This window comes from Pseudoalteromonas sp. MMG013, assembly GCF_018100885.1.
GTDB classification, from domain to species: Bacteria; Pseudomonadota; Gammaproteobacteria; order Enterobacterales; family Alteromonadaceae; genus Pseudoalteromonas; species Pseudoalteromonas aurantia.
On sequence record NZ_JAGJEE010000011.1, the window covers coordinates 14,566 to 39,961 of the forward strand.

The following is a 25,396-nucleotide window of genomic DNA, read 5'->3' on the forward strand; positions in this document are numbered from 1 at the left end:
TTCATAGGGTAACAACCTCGTCTATAATGAGTTGGTACGATATTCGTTTTCTGCTTCATAAATTGCACTGCATAGTTTGAAATCCTGTGCTTTTTTGTTTGATGGTAGATTTTTCTCGTACATAAGAGTCAACTCAGTTAACTCTTCCATACCAAAATACCAATCCTCTTTTGAAATCCCATCTAAATAATTATGATTTTTAGATTTTAATTTAACCAAAGTGTTTTCAACTTTTCTCTCCTTCGCAACAATTGTCGCAGGTTTTGGTATGCCCGAATATGAATGCAGTTTAGAATAAATTTCTATGAGAGAAATAAGTCTATTAATCTTATAAACGTACATCTCAATAAAAAAGCTACTGGATCCCGACATCCAAGCTTTTAGAAAATGAACATCTTCTAGTGTGTAATTGGTTAAAGGTGAAGAATTTACGCCAGAATTAAAAGGGTCGCTTGATCGATCAGTTTTCCGATATTTTCCAAATTTAATTGAGCAAACATCAGTCCACAAATCATCATCAAATTCTGCATAATGCTTAGAGGTATTTGGTTTTTTAGAACGTTTATATACACTAAGAGCAGCTGGCTCTAAGATGTTTTTCATTGGGGTTAATGAATATCGTTTTGTCAATAGTTCCCCTTCTGAATAACCGGCTACCGCATATTCGATAGGTGCATCTATAGTAGATCCTAGATTAGTTTCTCGCACGGTATAGTCTCCCGCAGAACCATCTATACGGAACTTAACTTCGTAACCATTATGTGTGTCTCCAGATATATAACGGACAGTTTGATAGTCAGTAAATAGCTCCTGAATTCTTTGATATGACTCAATATCAAAGTCTACTAATGGATGATGTCCTAAAATAATCGTATCGTTTTCTTTCGTTATGAGGCCTTTAATAACTTTCCACTGAGGTATAGAGATATGTGCATTATCAGCTGCGCCATAACTCTTTAGATCCATCATCCAGCCTGAAGGCTTCAAAGCATGTCCTGGCGAATAAGAAGCGGTATCAACTATAATAATATCCACTGATTTATTTCCAAACTTAGCTTTTAGTTTTTGAACCAAAAAATTTCGCCAAGGAAAACGCTCTTCCCATTGGCTATCGTCATCGCTCAATATAGTCGTCCAACCCTCTTTTATGTTGTCCGTTTTTAACGAGTTTATGAAATCATCATTGTTTTCATGCTTTGTCCAGCAAACATTGCTCATATATCCTTTATGTAAGGCACCTGTTGATTTCTCAAAGTCAACACAGTTTACAGAATAACCTTCATATCCCAAATTATTTGAAATTTCTTCGATATCAACTGTTAGATCTCGTTTATGTATCGCAGAATTAACACCTATGGCATCGAGATAAAGCCCAATAAAGGAAACTTTGTCGGCGACATAAGTTTGGTATGTAGCATAATTACTAAAGGTTACTCGGCCAAACTCATCTGTTTTCGTTTTTACATCAACGCATGCTTGAGCCCAGCCAGCTCTTTCATCAAGTGGACCATTACCGGGCCAATAAATTCGTTTCGAAATTGAAATCGGTGACGTGATCCCAAGGTAATAGCCATCATGATTACCAGGTGCAACGAACCAAGGAACTCCTGAGTTATTTAGTGTTTTTTCAACTTGTTTAAATTCCCAAGTGCAAGAGTTGTTCAATATATCGCCACCATGAAGAATAAAGTCAAACTTATCCTTTTTGGAGATGTAACTTAGCACATCTAGTGAGAACGCATCTAAAGCCGGTTTGCGATGTGCTGTGTTAGCAATTTTCTCTACAATATTTCCTTGCTCTAGAATGGGTTCCGCAGTCACTAGCGCTTTTTGGTTGTCTGCAATCAACAATACTTTTATACCATCAATTGTTTTGCGATTTTCTTCCAATGCGTCCGACTCTTCCTCGAAAACAGGTACACTCTCTAAGGTTATGTGGGGCACAGTTGAAGAACATCCAACTAAAACATAGAATGCGATCCAAATTAATTTTTTTAGCAATTTATCAAACTCCATCTGCAAGACTATGATGTCCCGTTTTAATCAAGCCTAAAGCATATTCAGATAGCGGCTTGTACAAGTAATGAGCCCACAAACTCTTTATTATTATAAAGAATTCAGAGTCACTTTGCCCAAACTCGCTTACTGAGATCCTCGACTGTTCATACAGCAGCCTGACGCTCTATTGGACGTAGGTTCGTATGTTAAAGTAGCAGATAAGAGTGCAGAATCAACTACAACTAAGGCCTCTAATTTTGCAAGCAAGATTTACCTTAGATATAACGTCAATTGAAGTAAATCGAAAAAGAAATTGTAACGCATAACCCTCATAAAAAGTAAGAATCTAAAATATAATCATAACTTAGAGGGTTCCTTACGATTAACATAGTCCTCATCTATGTACTGGGAACAGACAAAGTAATAAACATTCTCAGGTTGCGTTACAGTTATAATGTTAACTTTTATCGCAAGCCAGCGTTGCTTTCAATTACATCCCTATGCCCCACACGGGCTCAGTACACCCCATGAGTTACAAAAACCACCCAAGTGGGAAAAAAGGTCATCAAACCTTTTCTGCTCTTGAATTATAAACTCATACGTCACTTTACTTTTTACCGTCACCGAGACATACCCTGATTCATCTCCTTCTTCAATCGAATCTTCATCAGGGTCTACAAAACTCGCGTTAGGCAACAGTTCTAAAATTGCAGCTCGCTGACCTTGATTTAATGGCCAAGACTCAAAGTCAATATTAAACTCAACGTCATGCACAGCGCTGAAGTCAAAGTTTCTTTCCTCTAACAAACGCAGTACATCTGCGTCGGAATCAGTCGGCCAACTGTTTTTCTCTATCATTAATGAAATCTCTTTTGTCTATCTGTGCAACCCACGGTATCACATATGATAATCATTTACATTATTGGTCAAGATTAAATTGCTAGAGATTTCGATATCAATAACCCACTTGTATATCGATTTAGCGCATTTTATTAAAACAACAAATTGACGTGACTTAAACATAAAACAATAATATCAGACAATTAGCTATAGCTTTTAGTCTCACCTGGCAAAGCTGCTCACATTTGATGTTGATGTCAACCTAAACTGAACGAACACGCAATGGCGTCGCCAACCTCTTTCCATAGACAGTGTTAAGGTTAACCTAGGCATGCCTTGACTCTGGAGTCTTGCAATATACTTGTTTTTACAATTTATACAGTCAACTGGCCTCATCCAATCAAAAGTATTATTTTTATTGTAAACACCTTCCTTTTATTCGCTTCGTTTTATTTTACAACACACAAAAACAACCAACACCAATTTAACATTCGTGACTTTTAAGATAATAAAGTGTATTTTGTCCCTGTTATATTTTTAAAATAATAAAAAGCAAATACTTAACTTTTAGCTGTATTGCCAAAATAATGAAAGGAAGCAAGGAAACGATATGAGTTATATCGCAGACACCAGTGCGCAAGATACAACAATAAAAAAATCCCGTTCACTAAAGAAGTTGATTGTGCCAGTTTTTGGCGTCGTTATCGCGGCAACCCTATTTTATCTATTTATACTTCCGCCAATCATCAATTGGACAAAAGGCACAAGTGCCGTACACAAAGAGAAGCTTAATATAGCGACTGTTGAACAAGGCCTATTTATTAGAGACCTTTCAGTACAAGGCAAGGTCACTGCGGCGCGTCGACCTACGTTATACAGCCCCGCACAAGGTACCGTAACGTACTTAGTTGAAGCAGGCGACAGCGTCATGTCACAACAAACGGTTGCCATCATCGATAGCCCCGAATTAAAGAGTGAATATAATCAACAACGAGCAAATTTGATTAGACTAAAAAACCAACTTGAACGTGAAAAGATTCAGGTAAAGAAGTCAAATTTAGAACAAGAGAACCAAATTGGTCAGGCACAAGTCGCACTCAATGCAGCCAAAAGAGAAATGCGACGCGCTAACGAAGCCATGAAAAATAAAGTGATCAGTGACATTGATTATCAAAAAGCCAGTGATGATTTACAAAATGCCAAGCGTGAATATGAACACGCAGTAAAAGAAGTTGCATTGGTAAAAGAGAGCCAAAAATTTGAAATTAAAACCCGTGAATTAGAGTTGCAATCTCAACAAGTCAAAGTGACTGAATTGAAACGTCAGGTTGATGGTTTAAAGGTCACATCACCGGTGACTGGTCTAGTAGGAAACTTAAATGCACAACAAAAAAACTCGGTGGCTAAAAACCAATCTCTTTTGAGTATTGTTGACTTATCTGAATACGAACTCGAAGTGCAAATCCCTGAAAGTTATGCGGATGACCTCGCCTTAGGCATGGAGGCCGAAATTACCCTCAACCAAAGCATGTATCAAGGTGAATTAGTCGCCATATCTCCCGAAATCACTCAAGGGCGTGTTCAAGGTAAAGTACGTTTTAAAGACTCGAATTTAACTGGCCTGAGACAGAACCAACGCTTAACAACGCGGATTATTCTAGAACGCAAACATAATATTCAATACCTCCCTAGAGGTCAGTTCTTAAAAACCTATAACGGGCAATTTGCTTATGTTGTAACCGATAATTCAGCAGTTAAAACCGCCATAAAAATAGGCTCACGTAGTCTAGGTAAAGTAGAAGTGATATCTGGCTTAAAAACAGGTGATACTGTGGTGATATCTGATTCAGATATTTTCAAAGACGCACCAAGCGTACGTATTTTACAATAAAAAGGAATAGTAATGTTAAAAATGAAGAGTTTATCAAAAGCGTTTGTAACGGATGCAATAAAAACGCAAGCACTTCACCCATTTGATCTCACTATAGAACAAGGCGAATTTGTCAGTATTATTGGTCCTTCAGGTTCAGGGAAAACAACCTTTTTGAATATTGCAGGGTTATTAGAAGAACACTCCGACGGTTTATATGAGCTGGATGGGCAGAATGTCGCTCAGTTTACCGATAAGAAAAAATCCGCCTATCGAAATGAAAAAATTGGTTTTGTATTTCAAAGCTTTAATCTCATACCGGAGCTAAACCTCTACGATAACGTTGACATGCCTTTACGCTATAGAAAGTTTAACCGTGATGAGCGGCACAAACGCATTATGCAAGCACTTGAGCAAGTCGGATTAGCGGGACGAAAGAGTCATTACCCTACACAACTCTCTGGAGGTCAACAACAGCGTGTTGCGATTGCTCGCGCTATAGCAGGCACTCCTTCCGTTATTCTCGCAGATGAACCAACGGGTAATTTAGACTCTAAAATGGCTGAAGGCATTATGTCCTTACTGAAAGACATCAATGCAGCTGGCACAAGTATCATCATGGTGACCCATGATAATGAACAGGCAGCTCAGGCTAACCGCATAGTACAAATTAAAGACGGTCACCTATCTGACTACACACACAATAAAAAAGCCATCGCGTAAGGGCATAACATGTATTCTTATTACTTCAAGCTCGCCCTGCTCAGCTTGCGTAAAACGCCATTACTAAGCCTTTTAATGGTGATAATGATCGCGATTGGCATTGGTGCAACCATGACCACCTATACTGTCAGCTACATGATGTCTCAGGATCCTATCCCAAATAAAAGTGCAAACCTATATCAGGTTCAACTAGACAGTTTGGATTACGAGTTTGCTGATGGCGATACATTGCCTATCACTATCTCATATCAAGACGTCCAAGCATTATTAAAATCTGACATACCAAAAAACCACGTTGCACTGAGTGCCATTCAAGAAGAGATCCGCCATATAAATAACAAAGATATAGAACCTAGAAGCTTGGAAGTTCGCTCAACTACCAGCGACTTCTTCAATATGTTTGAAGTTCCCTTTTTGTTTGGCGCAGGGTGGAGCGAACAAGATGGCAAAGATGCTGCCCAAGTTGCCGTGCTATCCAAAGAAACTAACACTTGGCTTTTTAACGGTGAAAACTCGGTTGGCAAAACATTTTATTTCGGTAAAGACACGTATCGTGTCATTGGTGTATTAGACGATTGGAACCCCTTACCCAAGTTTTACGCCCTTCAGAATGAAGCGTTTAAGAAACCAAATGGTATATTCATTCCCTTCAATACCCAAATTCAAAATGAACTGCTGACTTTAAAGTTAATGAACAATTATTGCTGGAAAGAACCAGATGATCAGTCCTTTGCATCTTTACTGGTATCAGAATGTATGTGGGTCGTTTTCTGGGTTGAACTCTCGAATAAGAAAAGCCATGATGAATATCAAACATTTATAGATAATCATGCTAAAGAGCAGCAATCTTTGGGGAGATTCCCACGTCGTATTTTCAATAAACTTTTACCATTGAAGCAATACTTGATAGTTGAAGAAATTATAAGCGATGATAGTAAACTGGCCGTGTGGTTAGCAGCCCTATTTCTGTTGGTCTGTTTGCTTAACTGTATGAGCCTCATGATAGCCAAGTTTGATGCCAAATCAGGTGAAATCGGATTACGTCGTGCTGTCGGAGCAAGCCAACAGGATATTGTCAAACAATTTGCAATTGAGTTATCAGTGATCGGTTTCGTGGGTGGGTTACTGGGATTGTTGCTTGCAAAGCTTGGGCTTATTGCCGCAGCCAACACATACCATTACCTGCACTCAGGGCTAATGCAAATGAACTCTCAACTAACTCTTGGCACAGTACTATTGGCGGTTATATCGAGTTTAGTGTTTGGCCTTTATCCAATCATCAAAGCAAGTTACATGCAGCCCTCCAGCCAACTTAAAAGCTTATAGGATAAAGAACATGCGTGATTTTTTACCCATAGTAAAAACATTTAAAAAGAAAAAAACGACCCCTGTTTTATTGGCATTTCAAATTGCTGTTACATTCATGGTACTTGTCAATGCCATTTATATGATTTCAGAACGAAACGACTTAATCGCAAGCCCTGTCGGCGTCGACATTAAAAATACACTTACCGTAATTACTAATTTATCTGACGAGCACGGTGATTTAGTCAATCAACTAGAAGACGATTTACTTGCATTAAAAAATATTCATGGCGTCATCAACGCCGCGCCAATGACAGCACTTCCGCTTGAAGGCTGGGGGTCTTATATTGAGTTTAAACTCGTACCCGATGAAGAATATGTTGCCTTTGGCGGATACTTTGGCTCAAACGAGGACGTGATTGATGCGTTAGGGCTTACCTTAGTCGCTGGTGAAAACTTCTCCCCTTCTGATATTCAAACGGCTGAGCGAGATGGTATATATAAACCCGCAAAAATACTGATAACCAGAGCCTTGGCTGAAAAAATATCTCCCAATGATTGGCGAGACATACTCGGTAAAAATATATACTTCTATAAACAATCTCACGAGGTGATTGGTATCATTGAGCGATTGCAAAATGCATGGAGTTCTTGGAGTGCTGTTGAATACACCGTAATTTCGTCGGTACGTGAGTCAAACCATAGCCAACGTTATATAGTTCGCGTTGAACCTGATCAAATGGACTACGTCATAAAAGCGATACCGGCAGCTTTACTCACGCATGCTTATAAACGCATAGAAACAATTGAGCCTTTAAGTGAAGTGAAAAAACGCAGTTATCAAGAAGACTTAGCAACCAACCAATTACTCACATCGGTCTGTATTGGCCTCACCATCATTACCCTATTTGGGATCTTAGGTCAGGCTAGGTTTACAATTAACAGACGAGTAAAACAAATTGGCACACGACGTGCGCTTGGTGCCAGTAAATCTCAAGTAGTGCGTTATTTTATGCTAGAAAATGCCATCATCTCAACTATAGGTGTGGTTATTGGCATACTCACCGCCATCATATTAAACAACCAATTTGTGGAACTACTTGCAATCACACCTGTCCCGCTAAACTTTTTACTGTTCGGCGCTATTGCGATTGTGTTGCTTGGACAAATCGCAGTCGCTTATCCTGTTAGTCAAGCGGCCAAAGTGTCTCCCGCAATCACAACCAGAGGTGCGTAAGCTCTCTCCCCTAGCAGCCTTAATTATGCTAGGGGAATGCGTTTTTTTAATGAGAATTCAGTTTTTGAAGTAAGTGCAGTTTTTTTGAATATATTCAGCGTACTCTTACTATGCCAAGATACGGAATTAGCAATACCTCACAAATGAAAAGTTAAGGATAATAGCCTTATTGTATTTCGTATTCGCACAGTTTGTTTCCTGACCAAAAAATAGTGCATACACTAAACTACCCACGACCTATACAGTTAACTTCTTTACTAGGCTTGCTGTAGCACATATCTGTCGCTGGCGCATCTAATGACGTTGATGTTGCGAATACATTAAATGGCGCATGTGCCGTTCAGTCATTTAATGATGTACAGTGCTGGGATGAGTTACCCGTTTCAACAGATCCTACTGCCCCCAAAACAACATCACCCGTTAAAGTCGTATTTTAACGAGTGATATGAATGGGAGACTATAAGCCACATACCTCAGTATGTGGCTTATTAGATGGTATGCACCGTGATGTAGCTAACAGGCAAAAGTAAACAGAGATAGCTGCTAACGGTGAAGTACAGTCAATGGATCACCTTTAGCTCTTGGTAACACCTTTAGTCTCAGTTGCGCTAAACGCTAATATGTCGCCAGGCTGACATTCTAAATAGTGACAAATAGCCGCTAATGTTTCAAAGCGAACCCCTTTGACCTTGCCGCGTTTAAGTAATGATAAGTTAGCTTCGGTGATCCCGATGGCTTTCGCTAACTCTTTAGAGCTCACTTTTCGAATCGCTATCATCACATCTAAATTTACAATAATTTCCATAAGCTAAATAAACTCTTTATTTTCAGCTTCGATTTCTTTGGCTGCTTTAAGTAAATACACAATCACTAGCATCAACAAAATAGTGGTGATCTCATTGAAATCAACCGTCAGCTCAATACTGACAGTGTCTTGAAAGTGTCGCGCGTAATTACCTATCAGTAGCGTATCAATAATGCCCAGTATAAAACTTGCCAGTTTTAACCACACTAACCATAAGTAGCAATGCATTGAATCGGGTCCAAAAAATTGCCCTTGTTGATAATGACTCAGTAATTTTTGCAACCAATAAACACCAAGAAGAAAGCTAAGTAGTAATGGCAGTTTCGATGCCAGCAGAAAAGATTGACTCGCTGACGGGTTATCCCAAAGCGCAAAGAACAATGCACTAGAATTGAAATAAACGTTATCGTCTATAAAGTAACCATAAACAAGATAAAAAATCACAGTGGTTGCTGCCAGTAATATTAATACTCTTAATAACCCGCTCATTCTCATAAGCTTTTGCATACTTACATTCATTTATTGCTCTTTATTCCTCAAAATACTTAAAGCAATAGTACCACACAATAATAAAATATTACAAAACAACATAAAATTATCGTTTTACAATAATTATTTTTCGTGTAACTATACTTACAAGTTACTTATCACTCTTTCAGCATGAGTAAAAACAGCGAGAACCTAATTATGATCACCAAATACTTACTACCAAGCTTAATCATCGGCGCTTTATCGTCGGCCGTTACTCCACTGGTTTATGCCAGCAACATAGAAGGTAACATTACTAAAAATCAGGTAAATACAACGTTGATCCCGATGGCGGACTTTTTTAATAAAAGTTTAGTGAGCGATATAAAGTTGTCGCCATCAGGGCATTGGATAGCATTTTTTAAAGAGTTCGATGGCGCACAGAATATTTTTCTTGTCCGTAAAGGGCAACCATTGACACACGCTTACGCAGTGACTCAGTCTAAGGATCCCATAAAGAGTTTTCAGTGGTCAAATAATGACGACAGCCTATTCTTTATTCAAAATGAAAATGGTAATGAAAAGGATCAAATTCATCATTTAACGTTTGGCAAAAACAAATCTCAAGAAGAAGTTCACCTTAAACCGCTCACTCAAAACAAAGATGCAACATACGCTTTGTTAGGCCAAGTTAAAGATATGCCTAACCAACTAATCGTGATGTCAAATCAAGATCAAAGTGGTCAGCTAGATATTTTTCATTTAGATGTCATAACCGGTAAGCTAAAAAAAGTACTTGAAAACAAAAAGGGATTTCGTTCACTGTCATTTAACAGTCAAGGTATTCCAATGATTGCTGTTAGCGCCAACAGCGACAATACCAGTACACTTTATGTAAAAAATAAGCATGAATGGCAAGCGGTATTTGACACCGCTTTTGGCGAAAACATGACTTTATTAAAATATGATGAAGCTAACCATAAAGCCTATTTAACGGGTGACATTCAAAAAAGAGACAAGCAGGAACTCTTATCATTTGATTTTAAAACACAGTCATTTACCACGCTTCATCAAGATCCAGAAAATCAATCAGACGTATATAAAGTTGAATTTAATGATGATAACCAGCCCATAGCCGTGTCATATTACGGTGGACACTTACGTACTTATCCATTAAGCCAATCGTTCGCTCAACATTGGACTAAAATCAACAGCTATTTTAACGACACGGTTGAAATTAGTGTTAAGTCAATGAATAAAAAAACGGGGCAATGGCAAGTTACCGTCGGCAGTGATATTAAAACCGACCGTGATTACAGCTACGATGTGAATACGCAAAAACTGCATGCGCTCCTAAACCAAAAGCCAACAATTGCCCCTGAACGTTTATCAAAACGCCAATCAATCAATTATAAATCACGCGACGGTGTGAACATTCAAGCCTATTTAACTTTGCCTAAAAACAAACTTAAAAACCTACCCACGATTATATTGCCACATGGTGGACCTTGGGCTCGAGATTACTGGACATTAAGTTCAGGGTATTTCAACCCGATAGCGCAGTTGTTAGCCAACCGAGGTTATGCGGTGTTACAGCCAAATTTTAGGGCTTCAACAGGCTTTGGTAAAAAATTTCTAAACGCAGGAAATAAAAACTGGGGGCTTGGTAATATGCAGCATGACTTAACTGATGGCGTTAATTACTTGGTTAAACAAGGTATCACAGACAAAAGTCGGGTTGGCATTATGGGCGCATCTTATGGTGGATACGCCACATTAGCAGGTATCACGTTTACGCCTGATATGTACAAAGCCGCCGTGTCATACGTAGGGCCTTCAAGTTTAATTACCTTACTTGAGTCTTTTCCGTCGCACTATCGCCCTTACTTAGGGCAGTTCTTCAGCGCCGTTGGTGACCCTGAAGTGACCGCTGACCGAGCGCAGATGAATAGCCGCTCGCCCATTAATTTTGTTGATAACATTAAAACACCATTACTTATTGTACAAGGTGCAAATGACCCAAGAGTTACCCAGCTTGAGTCTGACAATATTGCTCGTGTAATGCATAAAAAAGGTTTACCTGTTGAATATATTTTGGCAAAAGACGAAGGCCATGGCTTTCTTAAGCGTGACAATAAACTGGCCTATGTTATGGCAATGGAGCAATTTTTCGCTAAACATTTAGGTGGAAAAACCAGTAAAGAAACATCAACAGAGATTGCAACCCATCTTAAGACATTAAAAGTTGACCTAAGTAAATTATAATCTAAAAGCAAAAAGGGCAAGCAAACAACAGGCATAACTTATTATGCCTGTTTCATAGGTTTTTTTTCGATGACAATACACTAAAAGAAACACATGATGCGTTTACCGTAAGCAACTCGCTTAACTCAAATCAGCTGACGACAGCAAAGAGTTAGGTTAGTGCAATTCAAAATACCTAGCTATATTCACTGGTTAAATCGGCAATACGGAAAATTTTACACATTAAGTTTACTAATGGTACCCAATGCCACCGCGACCAACTTTTCACTTTTATCACTTAGTGCGTACACTTTACATTCACAAGTCGCTTGCGTTTTCCCCGAAGATAAGACTGTAGAACGGGCAACTAACATGTCGCCTGTTGCAGGGCGCACATAGTTTATTTTGTATTCTGAAGTAACACATTTACCTAAAATAGATGCAGCTGAAAATGTAATACAATTATCAGCTAAGTAGCTTAAGACACCCCCATGAACAAACCCGAAATTTTGACTCAACTCATCACGAATAGCCAAACATAACTCAGCTTTGCCTTCTTCCAACTCAGTTAACTCAGCCCCCAATAGAACACTAAAGGGTTGTTCACTTAAAATGTGTTTTCCAAAATCAAGCATACGATTCAGATCCATTGAAAATATAACGAGCCTTAACGTACTCGTATTTAATTTACCGAAACAATGGTGCAACCATACCTGAGTTCCTGTTTTGAATCAATTATTGAGGGATTATTGAGCGGCTCACCATTAATTAGTTAGTCTGTAGCTCCGTCTCAAATCAATAGGATCAAAATCGTCGATTTAAGGTAAAAACACAGTCGTAAAACTACGGTATTTCATGCTTACTCCACATCCTTCACCTTATTTTTCCTAGCATCATTGGCTGCGCCAAAAAAGAAGCTAGAACACAACCTAAGCGGCAATAATATATTCCTGATATTCAAATAAATACAGTACTATAAAACAAGCTATGAAAATCACTCTGTAAAAATTCACAGATTCATTTCGGAGAACAATAATGATCAAACTTTATGAACTGACGGGCAACAACAACCTTATTTTTAGTCCTTACTGTTGGCGAATTCGCTTAGCTTTACTCCATAAAAAAGTGCGTTTTTCTAGTGAAGAGACCGCCTTTATCGACATCAAAACGATACCTAACGGCAATTTCAAAACGGTGCCTGTTCTGCTCGATAACGACACTGCAATCAGTGACTCTTATAAAATCGCCGAATACTTAGATGCCACTTACCCAACTCAGCCTTTATTATTTAACTCGAAAGAGCTTTGCGCTTTTTCAACATTCATCGAGGGATGGGCAAACGCGTTACATTCAGACATTGCTAAAATTGCAATTGCTGATATCTACGACCATTTACAAGAAAAAGATAAACCATATTTTAAAACATCACGTGAAGCATTTTTTGGTGATACGCTAGCGGAAATTCAATCCAAGAACGGAGATACTGCCAAAATAACTTTGCTGGCCAAGCTGACTGTGCTGGATAAATACCTCGATAAATTTGAGTTCCTCGGCGGGACTACCCCACTATATTCAGACTTTATTGTATTTGGCACTTTACAATGGCTATTGTCTACAAGTAACACATTTCAAATATCTGACTTTAGCCCCACAGTCCAATCATGGTTTCTTTCTTTGAAAAAAATCTACGATATAAATAACTAACACCAACAATGCTCACATCTATAAAGGGTCGTAGTGCAGTGGCACTACACTACGCATCCTATTTCTACAAGTGATGTTATCGTAACGATACATCACTCTATGACTGTTTTCCTTATAAAGTAAGAGTTAAAGCAAGCGGGCTGATAATAACGCAGCCTATTCCATATCCCCAACAACGCTGTGCGTAAGTATATTGGTGTTTCACACTCACACCGAAAAGAGGTCGCAGCGCATCAAAGCGATAAATTACTGAGAATAGCGCTGTACACACAGCAAACGTACCGCCAATAATAACCAAAGCTTCTAATGCTGCACCGAGTTGCCAAGGCGTTATCCAAAAGGCTAACGCAATGACAACACTCTGATGCAATATATAAAATGGAAATACCGCTTTATTCAAAATAGGTAAAAAACGATGATTGTGATTCAAAAAACGCCCAGCTAATGCCAGCATTAAACTGACCCCTATAAGCCCTTGCGTCACATACACTAGATTCAGCACTTCTATTTGCCACTGTTCCGCCTCTGGGTTTTTCCATATTTGAACATATCCAATCAATATCAGAAGATAGCCAGCAATAAAAATCAGCAACAAAGACTGCCAATGGTGTTTCAAGCATTGAAATAAACTTGATTGCCTGGCGAGCATATATCCATACAGTAAAAATACAAACCCTAGCCCATAACGAAAATACTCACTTTCACTATAGAATTTCAATAACCATATTGGGCATATCAAACATAAAAATAATACACAGCGTGATTGCTCAAAAACAGGCGAAAATAACCGTGACAAACGGCGACTATGTAAAAACGGTAATAGCACTAAAAGTAACAGTGTAAATTGCCATAATGATCTTAAATACCAGAGGTGGTTTACATCTACATGAGGCCATATACCGGCTTGATAGTCTTTAAATATCGGACTAGATAGGTCGACAAATTGTACAACAAAATCACTAAACGTTATTTTCAACCCAACTTCTTGGCTCATTTGAGCATAAAGCTGCACGGGTACGACAAGCCACACTCCAACAAGTAACGGCAAGAGTATCTTCACTGTACGCGTAACAACGAAATGTCTTAACGAGTATTTTGCAACCAAATACCTGAGTGCAACCCCTGAAATAAACCAAATAAGCGCCATTCTCCAGGGTGAAAAAATCAGCATCACATACTCGACGTGCTCCGTTAAATAAGCACTTTTGTAGTGAAACGACCAATTTAGGCTATACACCATGCCTGAGTGATAAAATATTAAAGAAATAAATGCCAATATACGTAGCCAATCCAAATCGTAGCGTCGAGTAGAAAACGCATGCTCAACATCAAATATCGCCAACCAGGGATGAAACAACTTCTTTACCACACGACTAAACAGTCTTTTCATGACGTACTTTTTATCAATTAAACGGACCTTCAGTATCAACAATCGCTGAATTATATAAACCATAGAGTGCTTATAAAACAATGAGTAGGGATAAACGGTGGCATACAGGGATAAGATAGTTGGTAATGTACCCACTCCTTGATATGCTCAATACCTCCTGTTTTTAAAAGTGAATTTATGCCAAGCCTCAATCACATACAAAACTATCAAGAACGCTATATGTGGCTCCTTCTCTGCGGGTATATTTTTATCAATAATACCATTAACGCTACATCAAATATTATGGAGGCTCAGAGGGAGTCGAGTTTGTCATTTAGTTGGTGGGAACCCTTTGTGTGGGAATACTCAAGCGCGGTAAGTACATTAGCTGTGTTACCTGCAATTGTATGGTTACTAAAAACTTTTCCATTTAACTGGCAGAGAATATATTCATCTGTATTGCGCTACTTCCTAGCATCGGTTCTATTTAGCCTAGCGCATGTATTCATTATGGTTATGCTGCGTAAATTAATTTACTTTGCACAAGATAGATATTATGACTTTGGTGTTTTATGGTTTGAACTAATTTACGAATACCGTAAAGATTTATGGGGGTTCATCTTCCTCATTTTTGTTATTAAAGCCTACAACTACATCATCTCGCAACTCTGTGGAGAAGCAGCACCTATTCTAGAAGGCGAAGAACCTACCACGCCACAATATGATCGCTTACTTGTCAAAAAGCTTGGGAAAGAATTCATTGTTAAAGTAAATGAAGTTGATTGGCTCGAATCATCAGGTAATTATGTTAATTTGCATATAGGGGCGCGTATTTACCCCTTGCGAGCAACATTAACACAACTTAGCGCCCAATTAGCACCGCAAGGGTTTTGCCGTATCCATCGCTCATACGCAGTACGCCTTGATGCCATTGACTCTATTACCTCTCTACCCAGTGGAGACAGTGAAATACAACTGCATACAGGTAAAGGTCTTTCCCTTTCACGTCGCTATAAAGAGCAATTTAAAGCACAACTAAAGCTTTAATAATCGATGAGCTCGATGTTGTTTATTTGACTTCTATCCACATAACCAGCAAAACAAGGATGTAAAATAAAAAGGACATGCAAACATTTTACGCCTGTCCCATTTCACTCGTTACTCTATTGCGTGTATCAAGAAGATGATTGTAATCCTAAATTCGATGCTCAGAGACGGTGTTATGTGGGAAGCGCCAAAAGTTTAAAATTAGCTATTGACGCCATAGTCTCTTAAGTGGATTTTTCGACACACACTTTATAGAACTCGCTATTTATCTGTAGTTCATTTGTATTAAAAGTCCATGGTATTTCAGTGCCATTAGAAAACTCAGCTACGCCAATAACAGCTTCAGATGATAATAAATTCCTCAAGAAAACCATAACGTCAATCCCATAAAAGTTATTGTCAGATAAAGCTGCATTTAACTGAGTGCCATTAACAAATAGATTTTTCGCCCCTAAACGCTTATTATTTTTTGTTAAAAGATACGGTTCTATTTTTAATATTGGGTTATTAGTTAATAATTTATCCGCATTAGGATGACTTTTCGAGATAAATTTGAATATAACGGCGTAACTAAACAACGCTGTTTCATCGGTATAAAATGAATCAACCAGCGTCATAGAGCAAAATGAGTTTTGATAACTAAAATCCCATTTACCAGCAAGAGCATGCGATTTAAAGTTAGCAAAAAGACAAATTAATAATATAGTAAACTGTACCATTGCATATCCACATAACGAATGATGAGAACTCCCCACTCGGCGTCAATGTGCCATAGTGAAGTTGATAATAGGCTTCAATTGATGACAGTCCACATGTCGTTAATTAAAGCCATGGGCTTCCTTACCTTTAATCAAGAATACCACATTAGTGTTTAATATTCATGGAATTGATAATATTGGCAATGTAAATAAAAGGGACATGCAAACATTTTATGCCTGTCCCATTTCACTCGTGCAATTTCACTCGAAACTCAGTCACCTTGCCACTCAGAAGTAGTGCCTCTGCATTCTTCCCAATTAAGTTCTCTTACTCTCTCAACTTTTTCTTTCAATGCTCTGCTATTATCTAAGATTTGCTGACATTGTTCGGTTCGATGTTTGTCGTTATAAAAAATAATATTGCGGAACTCTTCCGCTATACAATCTGATTCATAACCAACTTTATTATAATTACTAAACACCATCACGGATTGGTCACGCTCTAGCAGTCTTGAAAAGCTGGTCACCCACGAATAAGGATAATGACCTGAGTACTGTAAAAATTTCTCATATTTTTTCAATTCGTCCGGTTCCTTCATTCGATTATCGAAATCTGTGAGGTTATCTGGACAATCAGCCACCATCCCATACTTACTGGGAGTGATATAAGTAACAAACCAACCGTAACCAAAGTATTCGCATTCATTCTTATTTTCGGTTCTTTGATAAGGTGCAAATGCCCTTCCCTTTTGCTCGGCATTTAAAATTTTATCGCCATATAGCCCTTGATCCCACTTGTGCATATCTTTGACTGTAGAATACATATCTCCTGCTGAATAAAGCACCAAAGGGTTGCTGTACGGATTTAGAAAAATATTTTCATAAGGTGCAGGCCCTCCTGTTGGAGGTAAACGGCCCGTCGTGCATGGCAAGTATGGGTTTTCTTTATAGACGTAGCCGTTTGTCATGTTCTCATAGATGCCAATGGCGTTAAATGTTCCGCTGTCATGCATAGATAGCGTATCTAATATTTTCTCTTTTACGATATTCCCAAAGTAATAACTCGGGTCAATTTCACCTTGAGTACCAGCCGCAATCTGCTCGATAATGTTGCCAATTAGGTAGTAGTTACAGTTACTGTAGGTAAATTTAGAACCTGGTGTAAAACTGGGTTTATCTCCTTGCTCTGTGCAGGTGCAAAAACCATTCGCAAACGCTTCAGGGCCATTTAAATCTAAACTTGCATTACCCAAGTAGGGTCGCCAACCCCAGTTTAAAAATACTTCAGAGTTATTACTGTAATCGTCAATACCTGACGACATACTCAACAAATTGTGCAGTGACACTTTCTTACATTCGTTATTAGGATACCAAGGTAAATAGTCACCAATGGTCTTGGTTTTGAGATCTTCGTGAGCGAGCATTTTTAACAAAATGGCTGCCGTAAATGCCTTGGTATTTGAACCAATACGATATTTAGAGTCAGACGTATTGAATTGCACCTCTTTTTGAATGTTTTGTGGTCCACAGTTAGCCTTATACACCTCGCTTTCACCGGAAGTCACATAGATACTGCCGAAAAATAACTGTTTGTTTTTGTCGCAGTATTCATTCACTATAATGTTAAATTTCTCAAGTTGTTGTTGCGTAATGGTGTTGTCTTTCGCCACGCTATCTTTAAAACACGCACTCAGAAGCACACATACACAACACAAACTTATAACGCTTAATGGTTTTTGATAAGGCCAGTTCATTTTTCTTTCCTTAAAGGTGCATAGTTAATTTAAGTCAATGTGATGACCATAAAATATTAAGCGTTGTGCTTAATATTTTCTATTACGCCCTTATCACACAATATCAAAAACCAGTTACAGGCCTACCTGTATTTTAAACCTTTTAATTGATTTACGAATTTACTGGAACATTAATAATTGCCGCATCTCATGCTCGTTCCGGCCAACTCTAGTCAACAGAGCTGTCCATATTAGTATGATTTGATTAACCGACGAATTCATAGCGCTACTGATTCACCATAAGAATTGTACAAAAAATGGGCCTGGATGGAGTCACTAATAACATCTCACTATGTGTTTGATCTAAGTGACTTTGGCAGCCATATAACAGACGAAGTAAAGGACTTTTTAATTGAAAATAAAATTGACGGTGGCCCAGATCATATGAGTTAAGTTGCTACTCTAATAAAAACAAACCTGATTTATCTATCGCATCTTTAATTGGTTGTAATTTTTGAGCATCTTGATAGCAAATAAGGTGTGTATCGTCCCAATATTGTTGGTACCAAAGGTCTAATGCAGGGATCACAAAGCTGACATACCCAGCTGACTCCATCTTATCTAAGCGAGTCATCAATAACTCGGCGCTTCTTGGAGCTTTAAAAACCAACTTTTCACTTCGATATTTAACCATGTAAACATCAAAATCCTGACTCAAGACTTTATATAGAGCAGACCACTTCAAATCTCGTTTATTGCGTTCTTCTTTAGATATATTTTCTAGTAGCTCATTTGCTTCATCACCATCAAGAAAATGGTCAAATACACAAACCCTAGCATCATAATTAAAGTCATCTAAACCACAATCACTGCACTTAAGCTGCGGAAATTGTAATTCCAGCTGTTTAGTTTGTTTTCTTGGTATTACTTTAAATGCACGCATAACTCTCGAACCGCCTTAATAACGATAATGGGACAGGCACATAATTATACGCTCAACATTGCAATGTAATGCCACCCAATTATGCAAGAAATTTGTGACTGTCCCATCTTACTTTGAATTCATAGCCTTTTTCATGCTCTTGCCCTGCACCTCAAGGCGGGTTGTTATAAGCACATTACTTCATTGGTTGAAGCTCAATAAGCCTACCTTGCATCGTAACTCCAACGACGTTTCGAGGATTACCAAGGAAAAACATATAAACATGCATGCGTTTAAATTCGTTGTTTACGACACAATCGTATTGCTTTAAATCTACCTCTTCAATATCCAATTTCATGTTTCTATTTGTAGATTGGAACCAATTTTTAACATTAGTAGTAGCTTGGTTAATATCTAATGGAGGTGCTTCGATTTCAATTATCCACGGAATATAATTATGGAAATCATCCTTAATAAAGTACATACCCTCATTTTTTCCACTTGTCATGAGGGGTTCTTCGAAACAACCAAGTCTTCCTCTTTCTGCATCAGAAAAAACATTGAATGATGATATATTGAACAATAATAGGAGCAGATACCTCATGACTTCCTTGTGCTTATAGACATAATGACTCCCACACGGTGCTAGCCTCCGCATTTTCGTGGGTTAGCTTAAAGCCAGAGCCATAATTAGTTTGTCAAATAACTAAATAGCAGAGGATAGCATGCACAAACATAACATACTTTTCATTGGCTTAGATACTCATAAAGAGTTTAATGAAGTGGCTTATATTGAAGAACAACGCGGCGCTCAACCTATCCATCACGGCCGAATTCCTTCATCTAAAGTCACTATTAAAAAGCTTATCAGGCAATTTGAATCTAAATACCCTAATGCGACTCTGCATTTCGTTTATGAGGCAGGCCCTTGTGGTTACTGGATTTACCGTTTAATTACTTCTCTTGGGCATTGCTGTTACGTGGTTGCACCATCTTTAATACCTAAAAACCTGGTGAACGCATTAAAACTGACAAACGTGATGCACTAAAACTCGCAAAGCTTCTTAAATCTGAAGACTTTACCCCTATTTATGTCCCCGAGCCTGAAGATGAAGCTATTCGCGATTTATCTCGTGCTCGAGAAGTCGCCATGAAGGATTTAAAAGATGCCAAATAACGATAATGGGACAGGCACATAATTATACGCTCAACATTGCAATGTAATGCCACCCAATTATGCAAGAAATTTGTGACTGTCCCATCTTACTACCAATTCTTAACTTATTCATACTTGAACTCCGAAAATAATTCCTACCTCAGTGTAGAGGTTGGGAGTCCAATTATCTTGTTATATGATTTTAACGCATTTTAGTTAAGTTTATACAACTTGAAAACATATCCCGACACTCAAATGGGAAAAGTTTTCGAGCACTACATTGTTCAGCAAGTGAGAGCCTATTTGACTCAGTTTGGTATAACGTCATTAACCTTGCCTTATCTTTTACTGCTTCAAATTCACCAAGATACTTATTCTCCAAGAACCCATTCTTTAAATACAAGCTATCATCATTAATTGAATAGACCTCATTCAATTCTTTTAAAATTGCCATTTTATTAATCGCAGGAATACGCAGTTTTTTTAGTGGTTGGCTATTTCCAGTTTCCTTTAAATACTCATAGAGGTCATAACTATTCTTACTTTCCTCGTTTAACGGTGAATGTCCCCAAATCATGAATGCACCAGACTGCATCCTTACTCTAGGATTAATTATGTTTGTATTAACAAAAGCTAGCTCCTGCGTACCATTTGGATGAGCATTGTACGCTGAGAATTTAGGATACTCATTCTGGTCGCAAATAAACAATGCGCCATCAGCATTAATTTCGGCTTTATCACTACAGGCAAAAAATAAAGACACTAGCACATCATGGCTCCAATCAAGCAAACGAGTTGGAACCCCGTAATGCTGACATAACATTAACCATTCAATATCATAGGTGGTGTGGAGTAAAGGTGGACAAGGGCTATTAGGTTTCATGTTTAAAACAAAATTTTCATAATTAACAGCTTGGTATCTCTGAAAGCCCTCGTAACGATAGATTGTTGGCTGTATCAACCAATTAAAGTTAGACTGGCCTCGAAAACAATAACTAGCTTTATCCACTGACAAATTATAAAGGTAGGATAATACCTCTGAAACTGACGTAATATTCATTTTTCTTATCTCAATAATCGCGCTAATCATATAACGAGCCTGTAGAATTACTCGTTTTAACTTATTTTTTATTGATGCCTCAACCATAGCCGAGTTCCTATTTTGATTCAATCGTTTAGAGGCTTTTCACTTGGATTTTCATTATGTACTTTGAGGGGGAGGGTCGGTCTTAACAGCGGGCCTTTGTGGCTTTATTTTGGTTAAAACGGCTCTACTCTTCTTAATGTATCCTGTTTTGTAACTTTTCTATATTATGTACCAGACAATACAGCTGCCATTGCGCGTTCACTTTCGTTTGTCCTCGTAAGGTCAGTTTATTCACCCCTTTATTCACTGTGATATTTCGCTTTTAACCTAAAGGAAAACAGGCTCGATACACCCCAAACTTATACCATTTTTTATAATAAGTTGTTGTCTTTGGGGCTGTCTATTTTGACTTTCATTTTATTCATGTAACTGACCTTTTTACGCGAACCATCTTTTTATTAATTGCACTTGTCTGCCTGTTTTTATCGGCGGTTTTCACATACATTGTTGTTGCAGGGGGCAAACTTTACAGTCTTTTAAGTAACCGCAGAATCGTGTGTATTGTTGATGATGACTTTTTACATTTATGCCGCTTCGCCACATCTCATTGCCTGCTAGGCATCTGCACGTTTGTGTTATTTCATTATAATAAAAGTCGTCTGAAGTAAATAAGCGGGGCTTGCCATTACGTCGTTTTAGTCGCCGTTTCTCTTGTTCTGTTTCATACGTTTCACTCTCTTTGAACAGCGGGTTTCGCTTTCTAAACTGGTTATCGGCTATATAAGTATCAAAGCCACTTTCGGCCATGAATTCGAGGTTCGCTTCGCTGTTAAAACCGCTGTCAGCGGTGAACTTAGTATGTTGTCTAGTTAACTGAGGGTTCTGACTAACCTGAGCCAATTGTTGTTTTAATTGTGCCACCGCAGGTTGTAAGGTTTGTTGCTCTCCTACTGACCCCCATGCTTGTGCTTGCAGTATAACTTGGTGTTTATCATCGATAATGGAACAGGCACATAATTATACGCTCAACATTGCAATGTAACGCCACCCTGTTATAAAAGAAATTTTTGACTGTCCCATCTTAATCAGTGTAATGCCACCCTATTATGCAAGAAATTTGTGACTGTCCTTTTTTATTTTTCCTTGTTGCGAGCAATATACTTTTGCTTGCAATACATCTCACATTAGTTATGTCATCATTCTACATACATTTACGTGACAAAGCAGTGATATTGTATCGCAATATATTTGTTCATACTATTCTCATTGAATTCACACAGAGAAACCGAGAGAAAGTTATGAATGTATTAAATAAAAAAGTCTTGTCATTAATTGCAGTGTTATTGATGTCCACAGGTTGTGCCGTGCAGCATGATAAAACAGAGTTTGGCGCTATAGGTTTATCTTATCACTCAGACATTGTAGAAAATACTGATGGTAGCTATTATGCTGAAGTTGAAGCAGCCTTAACACGAGGAAGAATTGGTGGTGCAGAAGGGATTGTGACAAAAAGTGCTGTAGAGAAGTGTGCCAGCTTAGGTAAGGCAATGAAAGTTGTTAAAAAAGAAACAGAATCACATTTGTTAATTAACGGCGTAGCACGACTCACCTTTCGTTGTCACTAGCAGTCACGTAGTCGGAACAGCTATAAAGTATAGTAGTGTGATTACCAAGGGGAACTGTCGGCCTAATTACCGAGCGACTTTGTCGTAAATAGCATATCAGCCAATTGCTAAACTGGCTGATATGCAGACTTATGTAAGGGTTGTGATTTTTCAACTCTCAGAGCCGTGGAATTCATATTATTTCTTGAAAACAGTAATGGAACAGGCACATAATTAGACGCTCAACATTGCGATGTAACACCACCCAATTATATAAAAAATTTGTGACTGCCCTATCTTAATCCTTACAGCAGCAACAGGAAAAATATAACAATATATCGTGGGCTACTACAATTATTACCGACCCCATTAACATAATGACTGTGGTTCGCCGATATCGAAAAAAAACCAGTATTGGAAAACTTATAATGAGGTCAGTAATGGGACAGGCACATAATTATACGCTTAACATTGCAATGTAATGCCACCCTATTATGCAAGAAATTTGTGACTGTCCCATCTTACTTCTTGTGAAGCTACCTCCTGATAATTCCAACTTTTCTGGGCTGGTTTTTCCCGCAAAGGAGGTAGAAAAAAGCGAAATAGAAAGTTTTCCTATTCGTTTTTTAGCCTATATTTAGTGTGCAATTTATATCAACAACCAATTTTCTATTAAGTAAATATTCAATTAGCTTGATCACATTCTGCTCAGAGGTTTCATCCCTATCATAAAATAACGCACCCGATAATTGTTGTATTTCTCCGACTTGAATTTGAACACCATTTTCAATTAAAGCCAATATCAAATCACTATCCAAAATTGTGCGCCAATTGCTTACCAACCCCGTAACTGGTGTAGATAAATTTGAAAAGGTTACTCGAAATGGTTTTTCATCTATATTTAACAAAACCTCATTTCTTGATAAGAGTTTCAGCAGAAAAGAACGCACTCTTCTCCATGGATAATTTAGATGTACGCCATTATTATTCTCAAACTCCGATTTAACCGTAGCGACAGCTTGGTTAATCAATGCGTTTGTTTCAATAAAGCCCAACTCCCTACCTATCAATTCTTCAATAGAGTTAAATAACTTATGTCTAATTCCCGAAAATGGACCTAAGCCATCCCCTTTTAAAATCTCAATATACTGACCAGATATGGATCCCTTATGAACAAAGTTAGTAGAATTGATTTGAGCCTTACTCTTGAAGTCACCAGCCAACCAAATATAATAATTTGGATCCGTTCCATTGTGGAATGTATGAACTAATTTTCTTTCTTCTGCTTCATTTACTATAGATTTGATTAGACCTGTTTTGCTAGCCACTGGATTTGATTTATTAAACCTAGAATCTTTATTCACTAACAAAGAGCGTAAATCTGAAGCTCGCTGCGCACTCTGCCTTGAAATAGAATTTGATTCATTCATTGCATCAACTAATACACTAACAGCCTCATCAATTGGCATTAACTGTTCTGGCCAACCACCAGAGTTAACAAGTTTTCTTCCTAAAACTTCTTTCCAAGTTATGGCTGAAACCCTATTAGTATATCTTGAAGCTAGTGTTAACACGAAACTATGAAAAGAAACAATTATCGCGGTATTGTCTTCGCTTTTGTTTAATTCTGCATCCAAATCTGAAGATATCATCGTTGTTAAAAATGAAATTTCTGCTGGATCAACTTTTTTAATTTTGAATCTGTCAGTAACTATATTTTCGTCAATTAGCTGTTCCAGTAAACTGTATATGTAAACGACAATATTATTGTGGCTTTCATACCTTTCTAAAATGGAATTAACTAAAGATTGTTCAGTCCCAAGATTTGCTCGTGTTATATCTGCAATAATTAATTTCATTTCGGTTTTCCTTAACAAGGTTGGGGGGCTTTGCCCCCCTATTTTATTTATCCGAATTCAGCAGAAACGTCGCTGCAGTAGATAACATAACACCTACAGCCATTTCTGGTGAATAATGCGCTAAATAGCCAAGGACAACTCCCAAGCTAAGTATTGCAAATCGAATTGATTTTGTATTTTTCATATCAATTCAGCCTCTATTTAGGCAAGACTAACCGAATCAGAACCGTCAATTAGCGGATTAAAAGGAGGAAACCACTAATAATTTCGTCAAATTAGAATTTTCGTAAATAAGAGTTAGCGAATTAACATACAATCGTATTTTCAAAATATCGAATCCGTGCCACACCGTGCACAGCGTGAGGATAAGTGTTCTTTATATCACAGCACAAACGAAAATCAACGCGCTATACTAACTATTTAGTCTTTATGCGGCACGTTGCTTGTGCTACATAATCGCTTGTTGGACTGAGCCGCTACCTGCTCGATGTGTCAGAGTTGGTGTATTTATGCTATGGGAATTTGCTTTTAGTGGCATAAGGTGTTTTATGCCTATTTTATCGGCTTATCTTTCGTGCTTAAGCTATCCCTGCATTTATGCTTTTCTGACCCAAACACTTAAGTAGGTTCACATTTTGATTTGTTGGTTCAAGCTCTGCTGCTAGCTCGTTCGCGCTAATTCTATTGCCTCTTCAGCTAAAATGACCCCCCTATTAACCAAAAATAT

General features: G+C 38.1%; 21 protein-coding genes and 2 pseudogenes. 10 read left to right on the forward strand and 13 right to left on the reverse strand.

The features are described from left to right. Positions 1 to 21: 21 nt before the first annotated feature. Together J8L98_RS11845 and J8L98_RS11850 are read right to left on the reverse strand one after the other, a co-directional pair. Positions 22 to 2,016, reverse strand: coding sequence for a metallophosphoesterase (locus J8L98_RS11845; protein WP_210996586.1), 1,995 nt, complete (start codon positions 2,014 to 2,016; stop codon positions 22 to 24). 480 nt (positions 2,017 to 2,496) lie between these two features. Continuing rightward, positions 2,497 to 2,856 carry a ribonuclease E inhibitor RraB gene (locus J8L98_RS11850; protein WP_210996587.1) on the reverse strand — a complete coding sequence of 120 codons (360 nt, stop codon included), beginning with the start codon at positions 2,854 to 2,856 and terminating at the stop codon, positions 2,497 to 2,499. Positions 2,857 to 3,448: 592 nt separating this feature from the next. Between J8L98_RS11850 and J8L98_RS11855 the strand changes: the two genes are divergently transcribed. From J8L98_RS11855 to J8L98_RS11870, 4 genes are read left to right on the forward strand one after another with little or no spacing between them, the layout of a single operon-like run. After that, complete coding sequence (locus J8L98_RS11855; RefSeq protein ID WP_210996588.1) at positions 3,449 to 4,729, forward strand: HlyD family efflux transporter periplasmic adaptor subunit; 1,281 nt, start codon at positions 3,449 to 3,451, stop codon at positions 4,727 to 4,729. Between the two features lie 12 nt (positions 4,730 to 4,741). After that, positions 4,742 to 5,431 carry an ABC transporter ATP-binding protein gene (locus J8L98_RS11860; protein ID WP_210996589.1) on the forward strand — a complete coding sequence of 230 codons (690 nt, stop codon included), beginning with the start codon at positions 4,742 to 4,744 and terminating at the stop codon, positions 5,429 to 5,431. A 9-nt stretch (positions 5,432 to 5,440) separates the two neighbouring features. Next, the gene (locus J8L98_RS11865) at positions 5,441 to 6,757 is read left to right on the forward strand and encodes an ABC transporter permease (protein ID WP_210996590.1); all 1,317 of its coding nucleotides are present in this window, start codon (positions 5,441 to 5,443) and stop codon (positions 6,755 to 6,757) included. 10 nt (positions 6,758 to 6,767) lie between these two features. Next, positions 6,768 to 7,973, forward strand: coding sequence for an FtsX-like permease family protein (locus J8L98_RS11870; protein WP_210996591.1), 1,206 nt, complete (start codon positions 6,768 to 6,770; stop codon positions 7,971 to 7,973). A gap of 574 nt (positions 7,974 to 8,547) precedes the next feature. Here the strand turns inward: J8L98_RS11870 and J8L98_RS11875 are convergent. Next, on the reverse strand, positions 8,548 to 8,778 hold the full coding sequence (locus J8L98_RS11875; RefSeq protein WP_210996592.1) for a helix-turn-helix transcriptional regulator: 231 nt from the start codon (positions 8,776 to 8,778) through the stop codon (positions 8,548 to 8,550). A 3-nt stretch (positions 8,779 to 8,781) separates the two neighbouring features. Then, positions 8,782 to 9,297: a DUF2975 domain-containing protein gene (locus J8L98_RS11880; RefSeq protein ID WP_210996593.1), complete on the reverse strand. Its 516-nt coding sequence runs from the start codon at positions 9,295 to 9,297 to the stop codon at positions 8,782 to 8,784. Between the two features lie 168 nt (positions 9,298 to 9,465). Between J8L98_RS11880 and J8L98_RS11885 the strand changes: the two genes are divergently transcribed. Continuing rightward, positions 9,466 to 11,511 (forward strand): S9 family peptidase, encoded by a 2,046-nt coding sequence (locus J8L98_RS11885; RefSeq protein ID WP_210996594.1) that lies wholly within the window; start codon positions 9,466 to 9,468, stop codon positions 11,509 to 11,511. A gap of 215 nt (positions 11,512 to 11,726) precedes the next feature. On the opposite strand, the gene J8L98_RS11890 is transcribed toward J8L98_RS11885, so the two are convergent. Further along, positions 11,727 to 12,125: a PaaI family thioesterase gene (locus tag J8L98_RS11890; RefSeq protein ID WP_210996595.1), complete on the reverse strand. Its 399-nt coding sequence runs from the start codon at positions 12,123 to 12,125 to the stop codon at positions 11,727 to 11,729. A gap of 400 nt (positions 12,126 to 12,525) precedes the next feature. On the opposite strand from J8L98_RS11890, the gene J8L98_RS11895 reads away from it, so the two are divergent. Next, positions 12,526 to 13,194 (forward strand): glutathione S-transferase N-terminal domain-containing protein, encoded by a 669-nt coding sequence (locus tag J8L98_RS11895; protein ID WP_210996596.1) that lies wholly within the window; start codon positions 12,526 to 12,528, stop codon positions 13,192 to 13,194. A gap of 112 nt (positions 13,195 to 13,306) precedes the next feature. Here J8L98_RS11895 and J8L98_RS11900 read toward each other — a convergent pair whose 3' ends face one another. Continuing rightward, the gene (locus J8L98_RS11900; RefSeq protein WP_210996597.1) at positions 13,307 to 14,584 is read right to left on the reverse strand and encodes an acyltransferase; all 1,278 of its coding nucleotides are present in this window, start codon (positions 14,582 to 14,584) and stop codon (positions 13,307 to 13,309) included. Positions 14,585 to 14,761: 177 nt separating this feature from the next. On the opposite strand from J8L98_RS11900, the gene J8L98_RS11905 reads away from it, so the two are divergent. Continuing rightward, on the forward strand, positions 14,762 to 15,610 hold the full coding sequence (locus tag J8L98_RS11905) for a LytTR family DNA-binding domain-containing protein (protein WP_192507463.1): 849 nt from the start codon (positions 14,762 to 14,764) through the stop codon (positions 15,608 to 15,610). Between the two features lie 224 nt (positions 15,611 to 15,834). Here J8L98_RS11905 and J8L98_RS11910 read toward each other — a convergent pair whose 3' ends face one another. After that, positions 15,835 to 16,329, reverse strand: a complete 495-nt coding sequence (locus tag J8L98_RS11910; RefSeq protein WP_210996598.1) for a hypothetical protein — start codon at positions 16,327 to 16,329, stop codon at positions 15,835 to 15,837. Positions 16,330 to 16,580: 251 nt separating this feature from the next. Next, positions 16,581 to 18,062: a serine hydrolase domain-containing protein gene (locus tag J8L98_RS11915; RefSeq protein ID WP_210996599.1), complete on the reverse strand. Its 1,482-nt coding sequence runs from the start codon at positions 18,060 to 18,062 to the stop codon at positions 16,581 to 16,583. Positions 18,063 to 18,368: 306 nt separating this feature from the next. On the opposite strand from J8L98_RS11915, the gene J8L98_RS25075 reads away from it, so the two are divergent. After that, positions 18,369 to 18,494 carry a hypothetical protein gene (locus tag J8L98_RS25075; RefSeq protein WP_282098769.1) on the forward strand — a complete coding sequence of 42 codons (126 nt, stop codon included), beginning with the start codon at positions 18,369 to 18,371 and terminating at the stop codon, positions 18,492 to 18,494. A gap of 4 nt (positions 18,495 to 18,498) precedes the next feature. Here the strand turns inward: J8L98_RS25075 and J8L98_RS11920 are convergent, their stop codons facing one another. Both J8L98_RS11920 and J8L98_RS11925 read right to left on the reverse strand, forming a co-directional pair. Then, positions 18,499 to 18,984 carry a hypothetical protein gene (locus tag J8L98_RS11920; protein ID WP_210996600.1) on the reverse strand — a complete coding sequence of 162 codons (486 nt, stop codon included), beginning with the start codon at positions 18,982 to 18,984 and terminating at the stop codon, positions 18,499 to 18,501. Between the two features lie 175 nt (positions 18,985 to 19,159). Further along, positions 19,160 to 19,471 carry a hypothetical protein gene (locus J8L98_RS11925; RefSeq protein WP_210996601.1) on the reverse strand — a complete coding sequence of 104 codons (312 nt, stop codon included), beginning with the start codon at positions 19,469 to 19,471 and terminating at the stop codon, positions 19,160 to 19,162. Positions 19,472 to 19,688: 217 nt separating this feature from the next. Between J8L98_RS11925 and J8L98_RS11930 the strand changes: the two are divergent. Continuing rightward, positions 19,689 to 20,137 (forward strand): annotated as a pseudogene (locus tag J8L98_RS11930) (transposase); the annotation flags it as partial. A 184-nt stretch (positions 20,138 to 20,321) separates the two neighbouring features. Here the strand turns inward: J8L98_RS11930 and J8L98_RS11935 are convergent. Beyond that, positions 20,322 to 21,266 carry an FRG domain-containing protein gene (locus J8L98_RS11935; RefSeq protein ID WP_210996602.1) on the reverse strand — a complete coding sequence of 315 codons (945 nt, stop codon included), beginning with the start codon at positions 21,264 to 21,266 and terminating at the stop codon, positions 20,322 to 20,324. Between the two features lie 133 nt (positions 21,267 to 21,399). Beyond that, positions 21,400 to 22,208, reverse strand: a pseudogene (locus J8L98_RS11945) (transposase); the annotation flags it as partial. A gap of 296 nt (positions 22,209 to 22,504) precedes the next feature. Between J8L98_RS11945 and J8L98_RS11950 the strand changes: the two are divergent. Further along, positions 22,505 to 22,831: a hypothetical protein gene (locus tag J8L98_RS11950; protein WP_210996603.1), complete on the forward strand. Its 327-nt coding sequence runs from the start codon at positions 22,505 to 22,507 to the stop codon at positions 22,829 to 22,831. Between the two features lie 605 nt (positions 22,832 to 23,436). Here J8L98_RS11950 and J8L98_RS11955 read toward each other — a convergent pair. Further along, on the reverse strand, positions 23,437 to 24,669 hold the full coding sequence (locus J8L98_RS11955; protein ID WP_210996604.1) for a hypothetical protein: 1,233 nt from the start codon (positions 24,667 to 24,669) through the stop codon (positions 23,437 to 23,439). Positions 24,670 to 25,396 lie beyond the last annotated feature (727 nt).